Source organism: Streptomyces sp. NPDC041940 (genome assembly GCF_055589465.1).
Genome location: NZ_JBVJBP010000012.1, coordinates 191,012 through 204,231, shown reverse-complemented (window position 1 = coordinate 204,231; position 13,220 = coordinate 191,012). Strand labels below are relative to the sequence as shown.

Below are 13,220 nucleotides of genomic sequence, written 5' to 3'. Positions count from 1 at the left end.
ACCCTATTGCCAGGGAGCCCCCGCGTATTCAGCGGTCCCGTTCCTCGCTCGCTCCGTGCGGCCGGGGTTCAGCCCTCGGCCTTGGCCACACCGATCGGGCAGGACAGGCCCGTGCCGCCGATGCCGCAGTATCCCGCCGGGTTCTTGTCCAGGTACTGCTGGTGGTAGCCCTCGGCCGGATAGAAGGGGCGCCCCTGCGCCGGGGCGATCTCCGTGGTGATCTCGCCGAACCCGGAGGAGGCCAGAACCTTCTGGTACGAGTCGCGGGAGGACTGGGCGGTGGCCGCCTGCCCGGGGGTGTGGGTGTAGACCGCCGAGCGGTACTGCGTGCCCACGTCGTTGCCCTGGCGGAAGCCCTGCGTGGGGTCGTGGGACTCCCAGAACGTCTTGAGCAGGCGCTCGTACGAGATCAGCGTCGGGTCGAAGACCACGCGCACGACCTCCGTGTGGCCGGTCAGGCCCGAGCAGACCTCCTCGTACGTGGGGTTCTCGGTCTGGCCGCCCTGGTAGCCGGCCAGGGTCGTCCACACCCCCGCCGGGAGCTGCCAGAACTTGCGCTCGGCGCCCCAGAAGCAGCCCAGGCCGAAGTCGGCGACCTCGAGGCCCTCCGGGTAGGGGCCGAGCAGCGGGTTGCCGAGGACGGTGTGGCGGTCGGGGACCGTGAAGGCCGGGACCGGGCGGCCGGGCAGCGCCTGCTCGGGGGACGGCAGCTGGGGCTTGCGGCTGTGCAGGAACATGCGGTCTCCAATCGGGGCGACGCCGCGCCGGGCGACGCTCCTTACAACGTGCGGCGGCCGGGGGGAATTCCGGCCGGAGCCCGTGCCTCAGTGCGGCAGGCTCGCCGGGCTGCCGCCGTTCGCCTCGTAGCCCGCCACCGCCAGCGCCCGGTACACCGCGAACTCCGCCGCCGGGTCCTGAGACAGCGTCCACGGCAGGGCGCCGACATGGCCGTCGATGTGTATCAGCTGGCCCATGGCCTCCGCCCAGCGCTCGCTGCGGACCAGGAAGAAGACCAGCAGGTGCCGCGCGTGCGCCAGCATCGGGTCGTCGGGGCGCGCCGAGTGCACCGCGTGCAGCGCGCCGTGCATCGCCTTCGTGACGACCTCGGACTGCCAGAAGCTGCTGACCAGGGTCACCTCGGGGAGGTGCTCGAACACCGCGAAGAGGGGCATCGCCGCCAGCAGGGAGCCCTGGGGCGCGCGGGCCGCCGCGGCCTCGGCGAACGAGTACGCCAGCTCACGCGAGCCGTGCCACTTCTCGCACCAGTAGTGCAGCGCGGCCAGATGCGCTCCCATGTGCGCCGGGTCGCGGTCCAGGATCTTCAGCCAGAGCTGCTCGAAGTCCTTCCGCTCGTAGCCGAGCCCGCGGGCCACCGACAGCTCGACGATGTACGGGACCGGATCGCCGGGGGACAGCAGCGCCGCGTCGGCGCACGCCGACCTGGCCTCCTCCATGATGATCCGGAACTCGTCCGTCCCCGGCGTCGCCGTCCGCCACGCCTGCTGCACCAGGAACTCGGCCTGCACCGCCGCGCCGCCCGCGTCCTTGGGCGCTTCCGTCCGCCACACCCGCAGCCACTGCCCGCCCGGTGCCTCGCCGACCCCGCCGGGCCGCCGCGCGAGCTCCAGCGAGGCGGCACCCGCGAAGGCCTGCACCCGCTGCCAGCGCCGCTCGCCCTCCGTCTCGGTGCCCGCGAGGAGCTGCTGCGCCGCGTGGTAGTCCTGCGAGCGCTGCACCACGTCCAGGACGTCCAGCAGATCCTGGTCGGGGCCGGGCATGCGGATGTCGAGCTCCTCCTCGCGGACGAAGCCGTAGTTCGCCGGGTCCGCGGCGTCCGGGTGGTCGGGCGAGACCAGTCCGATCGCACCCTTCCTGCGCCGCAGGAAGGGGAGCAGCACGAAGCCCAGCATGACCAGTGCGATCAGGACCCAGAGAATCTCCATGCGACAAGCGAACCAGACCGCGCCGACAATTGGCCAACCTGCTCCGTGAACCTGTGGAAAACGCGGCCGAGCAGCCCCCGTGGCCCTGTGGAAAACCCCGCGCCGGGCCCGCTTCGCCTCGTACCCCGGCACTCCGCGCGTCGGCGCACTACCCTCGGTTCTCATGAGCGACAGGCACATCAGTCAGCACTTCGAGACGCTCGCGATCCACGCGGGCAACACCGCCGACCCCCTGACGGGCGCGGTCGTCCCGCCGATCTACCAGGTCTCGACCTACAAGCAGGACGGCGTCGGCGGTCTGCGCGGCGGCTACGAGTACAGCCGCAGCGCCAATCCCACCAGGACCGCGCTGGAGGAGAACCTCGCCGCCCTGGAGGGCGGCCGCCGCGGCCTCGCGTTCGCGTCCGGGCTGGCGGCCGAGGACTGCCTGCTGCGTACGCTGCTCAGCCCCGGCGACCACGTGGTCATCCCCAACGACGCCTACGGCGGCACGTTCCGGCTGTTCGCCAAGGTCGTCGCCCGCTGGGGCGTGGAGTGGTCGGTCGCCGACACGAGCGACCCGGCGGCCGTACGGGCCGCCCTCACCCCGAAGACCAAGGTGGTGTGGGTGGAGACCCCCTCCAACCCGCTGCTCGGCATCACCGACATCGCCGCCGTCGCTCAGATCGCCCGGGAGGCGGGCGCCCGCCTCGTCGTCGACAACACCTTCGCCACGCCCTACCTCCAGCAGCCGCTGGCGCTGGGCGCGGACGTCGTCGTGCACTCGCTGACCAAGTACATGGGCGGCCACTCGGACGTCGTCGGCGGCGCGCTGATCACCAGCGACGCCGACCTGGGCGAGGAACTGGCCTTCCACCAGAACGCGATGGGCGCCGTCGCCGGGCCCTTCGACTCCTGGCTGGTGCTGCGCGGCACCAAGACGCTCTCGGTCCGTATGGACCGGCACAGCGAGAACGCCGTCAAGGTCACCGACATGCTCACCCGGCACGCGCGCGTGACGAGCGTGCTGTACCCGGGCCTGCCGGAGCACCCCGGCCACGAGGTCGCAGCCAAGCAGATGAAGTCGTTCGGCGGCATGGTCTCGTTCCGTGTCGAGGGCGGCGAGGAGGCGGCCGTCGAGGTCTGCAACCGCGCCAAGGTGTTCACGCTGGGCGAGTCCCTGGGCGGCGTCGAGTCGCTCATCGAGCACCCCGGCCGCATGACGCACGCGTCCGTCGCCGGTTCGGCCCTCGAGGTTCCGGCCGACCTGGTGCGTCTGTCCGTCGGCATCGAGAACGCCGACGACCTGGTGGAGGACCTTCAGCAGGCGCTCGGCTAGGAAAGCCCCGGCCCTCCTGGGGTCACCAGCCGGTGAGGGGTGGAGTCGTGTCCGACGGCGGCTCCACCCACGGGCGCGCCGTCAGCGCCCACACCGTGAACGCCACGGCCGTCGCGAGCAGCAGCAGCCACAGCAGCCGGCGGGCCAGCGTCCTGCGCCGCAGCATGCGGGCGCCCCGGCGCACCGCCTCCGTGTGGATCTCGGGCGGCACGGGCCGCGGCGCCCGCTCCATCAGCCGCCGCACGGTCGCCTCCCGGTCGTTCCCTCTCATGACGGTCTCCGGTCGCCGAAAGGGCTCATGCCGGTACCGTCCTCGGCTGCCGTACGGCAGCCTCCGCGTCGTTGCCGTTGTTGTCGGCCTCGGTCGGCGGAGGGGCTCATGCCGGTACCGTCCTTGGGTGCCGCCGGGTCGCCTCCCGGTTGTTGCCGTTGTTGCCGTTGTTGCCGTTGTTGTCGGCCTCGGTCGGCGGAGGGGCTCACGCCGGCACCGCCTTCGGCTGCCGTACAGCAGCCTCCCCGTCGTTGCCGCTCATGGCGGCCCCCGGGCGCCGGAAGGCTCATGACGGCACCGCCTTCGCGGCCGTCACCGCCGGTGCCGGTCCGCGCGGTCGGTGCAGCAGGGTCGACGTCGCCCGGTGGCAGATGGCCCGTACGCGCTCCGCGGACAGGCCGAGCAGGGCCGCCGTCTGCTCCTCGGCGACGCCCTCGTAGAGCCTGAGGACCAGGATCAGCCGTTCCTGCGGGGTGAGCGGCGCAAGGGGGCTGTCGGGGTGCGGGCGGGCGCGGCCGAGGCCGCCGTACTGATGCCAGGTGCCGCGCGCGAAGCGGGTGGCGAGGTACTGCCGGGTGCGGTCGTAGGGATCCTCGCCGCGCAGCCGGTCCCAGCACGCGTACGTGTGTGCCAGGGACAGGGTCAGCAGGCGCCGCGCGCGGGGATTGTCGTCCGGGGCCTCGGCGGTGAGCAGGGTGGCGGCATGCAGCAGCCGCCCGGCCGCGCCCGCGACGAACGCCTCGAACTCCCGGGCCCGAAGGGTCGCCTGGGACGCATGCCGTTGTCGCATCGCGCCTCCCGCCCGCCGGCGACCCCGAGGATGCGGGCCCGGCCGCGTACGGACGCGACGGCCGCGTACGACAGGACCCGGTCTCATATCAGGCCAGGGTCGGCCCCGAGGTCAAGAGCCGCGCACGGTCGGCGCTCAGGACGGCGACTGCGTCTCCGGCCCCGGCACCCCCGGCACCGCCATCCGGGCGGACAGCGCGCTGTTGAAGCGCGTGAGGAGCGTGCAGAACGCCTCGCGCTCCTCCGGATCCCACTCCTCGGTCAGCTCGGCCATCAACTGCCGCCGCGACGAGCGCACTTCCTCCAGCCGGGCCTGCCCGCGCGGGGACAGCTGGAGCACCACCGCGCGTCCGTCCTCGGGGTGCGAGGTGCGCTTGACCAGGCCGGTGTCGACCAGCGGAGCCACCTGCCGGGTGACGGTCGACGAGTCGATCCCCATGCTCGCGGCGAGCGCCTTGACGCCCATCGGGCCTTCCTTGTCGAGACGGTTGAGCAGCAGGTACGCGGCGCGGTCCATGGAGTTGCGCACCTGTCCGACTCCGCCGAGACGGGTCTGTTCGGCACGGCGGGCGAACAGCGCGACCTCGTGCTGCAGCGTGTCGAGAAGACCGGTGTCACCGACGGTCGTCATGTCCATCGACATTTCAGGTGTTGTGGGCATCGCCGGGGGCTCACTTCGTGGAGGGCTGGCTGATTGGGGGACAGGGTACGCGGCCGGGGGGCGGGTCGTACCGGCGCTTCACAAAGCGGGTCTCGGAGGTTGGTCACAACCGTCGTTCCCGCCTGTGAACTGCGATGCTGGTGTCATGAGCTACAGCACGGCTGACTCCTTGCGACCCGTCACCCTCGACGATGTGCGCGGCGCCCAGAAGATGCTCTCGGGTGTGGCGCGGGTGACCGCGATGGAAGGCAGCAGGCACCTCTCCCAGATGGTCGGCGCGCCGGTGCACCTCAAGTGCGAGAACCTCCAGCGGACCGGTTCGTTCAAGCTGCGCGGCGCGTACGTCCGGATCGCCGGTCTGCTGCCCGAGGAGCGCGCCGCCGGTGTCGTCGCCGCGAGCGCCGGAAACCACGCGCAGGGTGTCGCCCTGGCGTCATCGCTGCTCGGTGTGCGCTCCACGGTGTTCATGCCGAACGGCGCCCCGCTGCCCAAGGTCAGCGCCACCCGGGACTACGGGGCCGAGGTGCGGCTGCACGGCCAGGTGGTCGACGAGACGCTGGCCGCCGCGCAGGAGTACGCGGCCGAGACGGGCGCGGTGTTCATCCACCCCTTCGACCACCCCGACATCATCGCGGGCCAGGGCACGGTGGGCCTGGAGATCCTCGAGCAGTGCCCCGAAGCGCGCACGATCGTCGTCGGCATCGGCGGGGGCGGTCTCGCCGCCGGGATCGCGGTGGCGGTGAAGGCCCTGCGGCCCGACCTCAGGATCGTGGGCGTCCAGGCGGAGGGCGCCGCGGCCTACCCGCCCTCACTGGCGGCCGGACGGCCCGTGACCGTCGAGAACCCGGCGACGATGGCCGACGGCATCAAGGTCGGGCGGCCCGGCGACGTGCCGTTCGGACTGGTCGGCGAGCTGGTCGACGAGGTGCGCACGGTCAGCGAGGACGAGCTGTCCGCCGCGCTGCTGCTGTGCCTGGAGCGGGCCAAGCTGGTCGTGGAGCCGGCCGGGGCGAGCCCGGTCGCGGCGCTGCTGAGCGAGCCCGGCTCCTTCGAGGGGCCGGTCGTCGCGGTGCTGTCGGGCGGCAACGTCGACCCGGTGCTGATGGAGCGGGTGCTGCGGCACGGCATGGCCGCGCAGGGCCGCTACCTGGCCGTACGGCTGCGGCTGACGGACCGTCCCGGCGCTCTCGCCACACTTCTGGGCGTGTTGTCAGTGGTGGACGCTAACGTCCTCGATGTGAGTCATGTACGGACCGACCCTCGGCTCGGGCTCACGGAGGCGGAGGTCGAGCTGCACCTGGAGACGAAGGGCCCGGCGCACTGCGCCGAGGTCGGCCAGGCGCTCCGCGAGGCGGGCTACACGGTCATGAGCTGAGCCCGTCCCCGGGGGCCGGTCAAGATCCCTTCTTCTCACGGAACGCGACACCGATCAAACCTATTGTGAGACGCGATACATCGCGTTATGGTGTGTTCGTGCGAAGCATCAGATATCTGTCCGGTGATCCCCGAAGACGTGGAGACTCATATGCCAGGCGCCATCTATGCCGAAGGTCTGGTCAAGACCTTCGGTGACGTCAAAGCCCTGGACGGCGTCGACCTCGATGTACCCGAGGGCACGGTCCTCGGCCTGCTCGGGCCGAACGGCGCGGGCAAGACGACCACCGTCCGCTGCCTGACCACCCTGCTGCGACCCGACAGCGGACGGGCGGTCGTCGCGGGCATCGACGTGCTCAGGCAGCCCGACGCCGTCCGCCGCTCGATCGGCCTGTCCGGCCAGTTCGCGGCCGTCGACGAATACCTGACCGGCCGCGAGAACCTCCAGATGGTCGGCCAGCTCTACCAGATGAGGACGAAGGCGGCGAAGGAGCGCGCGGTCGAGCTGCTGGAGCAGTTCCACCTCACGGACGCCGCCGACCGGCCCACCAAGACCTACTCCGGAGGCATGCGCCGCCGGCTCGACCTCGCGGCGGCCCTGGTCGTCTCGCCGCCCGTGATGTTCATGGACGAGCCGACGACCGGCCTCGACCCCCGCAACCGCCAGCAGCTGTGGGAGGTCATCAAGCAACTGGTCTCCGGCGGTACGACGCTGCTGCTGACCACCCAGTACCTGGAAGAGGCCGACCACCTGGCGCACGACATCGCGGTGGTCGACCAGGGCCGGGTCATTGCCCAGGGGACCTCCGACCAGCTCAAGGCCCGCACCGGCGGTGAGCGCGTCGAGGTCGTGGTGCACGAGCGCGAGCACATCCAGGCCGCCGCCGAGGTCCTCGCCGGCTTCGGCAAGGGCGAGACCACGGTCGAGGAGCACATGCGCAAGCTGACCGCACCCGTCACCGGCGGCGCCAAGCTCCTCGCCGAGGTCATCCGCGAACTGGACACCCGCGGCATCGAGATCGACGACATCGGCCTGCGCCGGCCGACCCTCGACGACGTCTTCCTCTCTCTGACGGGACATGTGGCCGAGGCCAAGGACGAGGAGCTCGACGAAGAGATGGACAAGGCGATCGACAAGGGGATCGACAAGCGGATCGACAAGGAGGCCGCCAAGTGAGCGCCGTCACCGACACCGTGCGGGTCGCACCGGCCGCGAACCCGATCGGCCAGTCGATCCGGGACTCGATGGTCGTTGCGAAACGCAATCTGATCAGAATGTCCCGCATTCCCGAGATGATCATCTATGGGCTGATCCAGCCCATCATGTTCGTGGTGCTGTTCACCTATGTCTTCGGCGGTTCCATGCAGATCGGCAGCAGCACCAGCGCCGTCGACTACACGAACTTCCTGATGGCCGGCATCTTCGCGCAGACCGTCACGTTCGCCACGGCCAGCTCCGGCGCGGGCATCGCCGACGACATGCACAAGGGCCTCATCGACCGCTTCCGCTCCCTGCCCATGGCACGCGGCGCGGTGCTCACCGGACGCACCCTCGCCGACTCGGTGCAGACGGCCCTGACCCTGGTGGTGCTCGCGGTGGTCGCCCTCGTGGTGGGCTGGCGCGTCGGGTCGGACGGCAGCACGAACGCGGGCAAGGTGCTCGGGGCCTTCGGCCTGCTGCTCCTGCTGGGGTACGCGTTCACCTGGATCGGCGCCCTGATCGGCATGTCCGTCAAGACCCCCGAGGCGGCCACGTCCAGCGGGCTCATCTGGCTCTTCCCGGTCACGTTCATCTCGAACGCGTTCGTGGACACCAGCCACATGACCCCATGGCTGCGCCACATCGCCGAGTGGAACCCCTTCAGCGCCACGGTCCAGGCCTGCCGCGTGCTGTTCGCCAACCCGGGCCAGTCGCCGTCGGACGCCTGGCCCATGCAGTACCCCGTCTGGGCCTCGCTGATCTACTCGGTCCTCATCCTGGTCGTCTTCCGGACGCTGGCGGTGCGCAAGTACCGCTCCGCGACGGCATGACAAATGCCCCCGGCGCCGCAGCGACGCCGGGGGCAGGTCAAGGCTCGTTTGGTTCAGCCGTCGTACGGATCGGCCTTGATGATCTTCACCGAGGCCTTCTTGCCGTTCGGCAGCTCGTACTCGGCGTCCTCGCCGACCTTGTGGCCGATCACGCCGGAGCCCAGCGGGGACTGCGGCGAGTACGTCTCGATGTCGGAGCTCGCGTATTCGCGTGAGGCGAGCAGGAACGTCAGCGTGTCGTCCTCGTCGCCGTCGAACGCGATCGTGACCACCATGCCCGGCGCCACCGCACCGTCCGCTGCGGGCGCCTCGCCGACCTTCGCGCTCTCGAGGAGCTGGGTGAGCTGGCGCACACGGAGTTCCTGCTTGCCCTGTTCCTCCTTGGCCGCGTGGTACCCGCCGTTCTCACGCAGGTCGCCCTCCTCGCGCGCGGCGGCGATCTTCGCGGAGATCTCCGCCCGCGCGGGACCAGTAAGGTGCGCAAGCTCAGCCTTGAGCTTGTTGTACGCCTCCTGGGTCAGCCAGGTGACGTTCTCGCTGGTCTGGGTCACAGGTGCTCCTCGTAGGTACTGGGAATACAAAGCATCGCCCTACCCAGAAGAATGTTCCTTCACGGATGGGCGAAACCACGAGCCTAACAATTCAGGGACAGAAGGGGGAGGACATAAGCCATCAGAATCACGTCAACGCAGGTCAGGCGCTACGTATTGCAGGTGACGTCCGTGGGGCCTCAGTCGGCCTGGCAGCCCTGGAGCTCGGCCGTCGTCCCGGGCGCCGTCGTGCGCAGCGTGAAGACCTTGTCGATGACGGTGTCGTCCCCGGTGAAGCGCAATTCGGCCCGGCCCACCACGGAGCCGTCCTCGGCCTGTGAGCGCACGGTGCAGTAGCCGGAGGCACCGGCGTCCTTGCGGACCTCCAGATGCACCTTCACGGATTCCTTGCCGGCCTCGAAGCTGATCACTTCGGCGCTGATCTCGTTCTTGACGACGTAGTGGTAGCCGAACCAGCCGACCAGGCCCAGCAGGGCCACCGCGAGGACACTGCCGATGATCTTGAGCTTGCGGTCGGCGCGCTCGTCCGAGGTACGGCCGTAACGGCCCTCGGGCAGTCGCGTGCTCGCCGTACTCATGATCGTCCTCCAGGCAGGGCCGGGGCGAAGGTCCCGGAAGAGGCCCTGTGGCCCGGCCCCGGAATTATTCGCCCCCCGGTTCGGTCACTATAGAAGCCGCTGATTGCGCCGACGCACCGAGGGCGCCGACTTACTGAGGATTGAGTCTTGACTGACCAGTTGCGACTGATGGCCGTGCACGCCCACCCCGACGACGAGTCGAGCAAGGGCGCGGCGACCATGGCGAAGTACGTGTCCGAGGGGGTGGACGTGCTGGTCGTGACCTGCACGGGCGGGGAGCGCGGCTCCATCCTCAATCCGAAGCTCCAGGGGGACGCGTACATCGAGGAGCACATCCACGAGGTACGCAAGAAGGAGATGGACGAGGCCCGGGAGATCCTCGGGGTCAAGCAGGAGTGGCTCGGCTTCGTCGACTCGGGGCTGCCCGAGGGCGACCCGCTGCCGCCGCTGCCGGAGGGCTGCTTCGCCCTGGAGGACGTGGATGTGGCGGCCGGGGAGCTGGTGCGGAAGATCCGCGCCTTCCGCCCCCAGGTGATCACCACCTACGACGAGAACGGCGGCTATCCGCACCCCGACCACATCATGACCCACAAGATCTCGATGGTCGCGTTCGAGGGGGCGGCGGACACCGAGAAGTACCCGGAGGGCGAGTACGGCCCGGCGTACCAGCCGCTGAAGATGTACTACAACCAGGGCTTCAACCGTCCCCGCACCGAGGCGCTGCACCAGGCGATGCTGGACCGGGGCCTGGAGTCGCCGTACGGGGACTGGCTCAAGCGCTGGGACGAGTTCGGTATGAAGCAGCGCACACTCACCACGCATGTCCCGTGCGCCGACTTCTACGAGATCCGCGACAAGGCGCTGATCGCGCACGCCACGCAGATCGATCCGGACGGGGGCTGGTTCCGGGTGCCGATGGACATCCAGAAGGAGGTCTGGCCGACGGAGGAGTACGAGTTGGCGAAGTCTCTCGCCGATACCTCCCTCCCCGAGGACGACCTCTTCGCGGGCGTCCGCGACAATGCCTGACATGAGCGCAAGCGCAAGCCTGGCAATGACGCACCTCGTCTCCTTCGCCAAGGAGGTCGACGAGGACAAGGTCACCCCCGGCGTCCTCGGCTTCATCGTCTTCGCGGCGATGGCCCTGGCGGTGTGGGCCCTGATGAAGTCCATGAGCCGGCACATGAACCGGGTCGACTTCACCCAGGTCCCGGACCCCGAGGTCGAGCAGGCCGAGCAGGCCGCGCAGTCCGAGGCGGCTGCGGGGCCGGACTCGGAGTCCGAGTCGAAGGAGTCCGCCGAGAGCGCCGCCGGGTCCGCCAAGAAGCCGTCCGCGGACGGCTGACCTCCCGGCTGCCACCCGTCGGCAGCGCGCTGTCACCGGCTGTGGGCGGCCAGTGACAGCAACAGGTGCGCCGTCTCCGGCCGCAGATGGTCGGAGTGGGCGCCCGCCGGGCCGCGCCCCCGGACGAAGACGTCGCTCGCGTCCACGCTCACGAAGCGGTGGTCGAGCGCGCTGAGCGGATAGGGCTCGGCGGGCGGCAGCATCCGGATCGCCGAGACGGGGACGGGCGCGGTCCCGATGCCCGCGTGGCCGACCCCCACCCGCTTCTCGGCCCGCAGATGCCAGAAGCCGGTGGCACGGTCGTGCCGGGAGTACGTCGCGACCACCGGGCCGCGCAGCGGCGCCTCGGAGAGGGCCGGGAATCCGGTCGCGAACACGTCGCGCGGAGCCGCCATCTGCAACAGCAGCATCGAGTCCACGGTGAAGGGCCGGCCGGGCGGCTCCGGTGTGCTCCAGCCCAGGGTGAGCGGCTCGTCGGCGGCCCACTGCACGGCCTCGCACAGGAAGCGGGAGCCGAAGGAGTGGCCGATCAGGTGCAGATACTGGCCCTCGCGGTTGGCGAGGACCGGCGGGGCCGTCGGGTCCCCGCGCAGGCCGTCCAGATAGCCGAGCAGCCGGCCGATGACATGGGCCGCATGACCCTGGGTGCTCATGGCGTGCGCCCGGTCCCGGATACGCCGGTAGCCCCCGAGCGAGGGCCGCGAGCCGGAGGGCCAGCGGACCAGGACCGTCCACGGCTGCCACGGCCGCAGCCCCCGGTACAGGGCCTGGCGGCGCTCGTAGTGGGCCGAGGTGAGGGCCAGCAGGCGGCGGACCGCCACCAGGGCCGAGTCGGGGTCGGTCCGCCAGCCGTGGACGTAGACGAGGAGGTCCGTCGCCCAGGCGGGCGGGCACAGCTCCTCGTGGAAGTGGTCGGCCAGCCGGTCGGCGGGGACCGGGCGCGGACCGCGCCGTGTCTCCTCCAGCAGCCAGCCGTCCGGCCCCAGGTCGACGGTGCGCACCGGCAGGTCCGGAGAGCTCATACGGGCACCTCCCGTCCGGCGTCCGCGTCGGGCGCCGCGGCCCGTTCCAGGCGGGTGTCCATGCCGTGGTGGAGGGCGTAGGCCAGGCCCAGGGGATTGCGCAGTTCGTCGGCGAAGTGCCGGGTCACCGCGAGGGCGATGCTGCCCGCGGTCTGTGTCCCGTCCAGATAGCGGGTCAGGAACTCCAGCGCGTACTCGGCCGCGAAGACCTGGGGTATCTCTATCTGCGGGCCCAGCACACCCCGCGCCCCCGCGTCGACGAACGCCCGGCTCAGGAACTTGGCGTCCGTGCTTCCCTCGGGCAGCCCCGCGTAGCAGGCGTTGAGGACGACGAACGGCTGGAACGGGTGGTCGACGCCGAAGCGGCGCCGGCGTTCGCGGATCGTGTGCGCGTCGATGCTCTTGTGGTCGGTCAGGCTGAGCACCAGCGAGGACGGCTGTGCCCCGTCGGCGGTGAAGCGGCCGTGGCACCAGAAGTACATCAACTGCTCGCACAGATCGGACCGGGCCAGCGCGCTCACCAGTTCCTGCCAGGTGGACCGCTCGACGAACCGGGTGCCCTTGGCGAGGAGGGCCGCCACGTCGGCGGCCCGGGTGCGGCCCGCCCGGTCGACGCGGGTGTCGTGGTTCAGGCTCACGGCCGGCACCTCGGGGGCGTCACGGAGGCCGGCGAGCCAGGGATAGGCACCGCCGGTCTGCTCGATCTGATGGCGGTGGCCGAGGAAACGGCGGAAGAGCGCCGGGAGTGCCTCAGCGGCTGGCTCGGGGGCGGGCGGCAGGTCCTCCGCCGCCAGGCACACCATCGGCCAGGGCAGATGCAGGTCCGAGTCGAAGCGGACCCGCAGGCCCTCGCCCCGGGCCAGTGCCTCCGTCAGATAGCCGCGGAACCGGGCGATCCGCGGGTCGGTGCCGCCCAGCAGGGTGCCGTACAGCAACTCCGAGCCGACCAGGGCGAGTTCCTCCAGGAGGGCGGTCAGTTCGTCCAGGGGGCGGGAGCGCAGGTCCACCAGGGAGGCGTACGGGGTCTCCGGCTCGCCCGCGGCGGGGCGGCCGTCGGCCGTCAGGGGACGGTGGTCGACCAGGACCTCCTTCCACATCCGGCACAGCCGCGCCGCGGCGGACCGCACCTCGGCCGGATGCACCGCCAGATCCACCCGGTGCTCCGTGCCGTAGAGCGACGGCACGGCCGGGCCGTACAGCCGCGCCCTGAGACGGTCCTCGCCCAGGACGTCCAGGGACACGGTGATGTCCGGCCCCTCGGCCAGCGCGTCGGGCAGGGCGGTGAAGCCGCGGCTGGGGTCCTGGATGATGCGTACGTGAAGCTCTCTTGGCATGCG

The 13,220-nt window shown here is 70.9% G+C and carries 15 protein-coding genes; 6 read left to right on the top strand and 9 right to left on the bottom strand.

From position 1 onward, the window contains the following. Nucleotides 1–68: 68 nt before the first annotated feature. Together msrA and ACZ6I3_RS21780 are read right to left on the bottom strand one after the other, a co-directional pair. Entirely contained in the window at nt 69–737 is a 669-nt protein-coding gene (msrA, locus tag ACZ6I3_RS21785) for a peptide-methionine (S)-S-oxide reductase MsrA (protein WP_469416590.1), read from the bottom strand. 87 nt (nt 738–824) lie between these two features. Next, nucleotides 825–1,943: a hypothetical protein gene (locus ACZ6I3_RS21780; protein WP_469416588.1), complete on the bottom strand. Its 1,119-nt coding sequence runs from the start codon at nt 1,941–1,943 to the stop codon at nt 825–827. 163 nt (nt 1,944–2,106) lie between these two features. On the opposite strand from ACZ6I3_RS21780, the gene ACZ6I3_RS21775 reads away from it, so the two are divergent. After that, nucleotides 2,107–3,261: a cystathionine gamma-synthase gene (locus ACZ6I3_RS21775; protein ID WP_469416587.1), complete on the top strand. Its 1,155-nt coding sequence runs from the start codon at nt 2,107–2,109 to the stop codon at nt 3,259–3,261. 22 nt (nt 3,262–3,283) lie between these two features. Here ACZ6I3_RS21775 and ACZ6I3_RS21770 read toward each other — a convergent pair whose 3' ends face one another. The 3 genes from ACZ6I3_RS21770 to ACZ6I3_RS21760 form a co-directional block, all read right to left on the bottom strand. Beyond that, entirely contained in the window at nt 3,284–3,532 is a 249-nt protein-coding gene (locus ACZ6I3_RS21770) for a hypothetical protein (RefSeq protein WP_469416586.1), read from the bottom strand. Nucleotides 3,533–3,818: 286 nt separating this feature from the next. Then, nucleotides 3,819–4,322 (bottom strand): sigma factor-like helix-turn-helix DNA-binding protein, encoded by a 504-nt coding sequence (locus tag ACZ6I3_RS21765; RefSeq protein ID WP_469416584.1) that lies wholly within the window; start codon nt 4,320–4,322, stop codon nt 3,819–3,821. 135 nt (nt 4,323–4,457) lie between these two features. Next, on the bottom strand, nt 4,458–4,964 hold the full coding sequence (locus tag ACZ6I3_RS21760; protein ID WP_469416583.1) for a MarR family winged helix-turn-helix transcriptional regulator: 507 nt from the start codon (nt 4,962–4,964) through the stop codon (nt 4,458–4,460). 163 nt (nt 4,965–5,127) lie between these two features. Here ACZ6I3_RS21760 and ilvA point away from each other — a divergent pair, with 163 nt between their 5' ends. The 3 genes from ilvA (at nt 5,128) to ACZ6I3_RS21745 (ending at nt 8,387) form a co-directional block, all read left to right on the top strand. Then, nucleotides 5,128–6,357: a threonine ammonia-lyase gene (gene ilvA, locus ACZ6I3_RS21755; protein ID WP_469416582.1), complete on the top strand. Its 1,230-nt coding sequence runs from the start codon at nt 5,128–5,130 to the stop codon at nt 6,355–6,357. 150 nt (nt 6,358–6,507) lie between these two features. After that, nucleotides 6,508–7,533 carry an ATP-binding cassette domain-containing protein gene (locus ACZ6I3_RS21750; protein ID WP_469416580.1) on the top strand — a complete coding sequence of 342 codons (1,026 nt, stop codon included), beginning with the start codon at nt 6,508–6,510 and terminating at the stop codon, nt 7,531–7,533. Then, nucleotides 7,530–8,387: an ABC transporter permease gene (locus ACZ6I3_RS21745; protein WP_469416578.1), complete on the top strand. Its 858-nt coding sequence runs from the start codon at nt 7,530–7,532 to the stop codon at nt 8,385–8,387. Before ACZ6I3_RS21750 ends, ACZ6I3_RS21745 begins: the two co-directional genes overlap by 4 nt. Before the next feature lie 53 nt (nt 8,388–8,440). On the opposite strand, the gene greA is transcribed toward ACZ6I3_RS21745, so the two are convergent. Further along, the gene (gene greA / locus ACZ6I3_RS21740; protein WP_184591048.1) at nt 8,441–8,938 is read right to left on the bottom strand and encodes a transcription elongation factor GreA; all 498 of its coding nucleotides are present in this window, start codon (nt 8,936–8,938) and stop codon (nt 8,441–8,443) included. Between the two features lie 179 nt (nt 8,939–9,117). Then, a complete protein-coding gene (locus tag ACZ6I3_RS21735; protein ID WP_469416576.1) occupies nt 9,118–9,516 on the bottom strand; it encodes a DUF4307 domain-containing protein in 399 nt (132 codons plus the stop codon). Nucleotides 9,517–9,663: 147 nt separating this feature from the next. Between ACZ6I3_RS21735 and mca the strand changes: the two genes are divergently transcribed. Further along, nucleotides 9,664–10,545, top strand: a complete 882-nt coding sequence (gene mca / locus ACZ6I3_RS21730; protein WP_469416575.1) for a mycothiol conjugate amidase Mca — start codon at nt 9,664–9,666, stop codon at nt 10,543–10,545. After that, nucleotides 10,538–10,861, top strand: coding sequence for a hypothetical protein (locus ACZ6I3_RS21725; RefSeq protein WP_469416573.1), 324 nt, complete (start codon nt 10,538–10,540; stop codon nt 10,859–10,861). The genes mca and ACZ6I3_RS21725 overlap by 8 nt, the downstream gene beginning before the upstream one ends. A 32-nt stretch (nt 10,862–10,893) precedes the next feature. On the opposite strand, the gene ACZ6I3_RS21720 is transcribed toward ACZ6I3_RS21725, so the two are convergent. After that, on the bottom strand, nt 10,894–11,883 hold the full coding sequence (locus tag ACZ6I3_RS21720; protein ID WP_469416571.1) for a hypothetical protein: 990 nt from the start codon (nt 11,881–11,883) through the stop codon (nt 10,894–10,896). Next, on the bottom strand, nt 11,880–13,217 hold the full coding sequence (locus tag ACZ6I3_RS21715) for a CHAT domain-containing protein (protein WP_469416570.1): 1,338 nt from the start codon (nt 13,215–13,217) through the stop codon (nt 11,880–11,882). Before ACZ6I3_RS21715 ends, ACZ6I3_RS21720 begins: the two co-directional genes overlap by 4 nt. Nucleotides 13,218–13,220: the final 3 nt, after the last annotated feature.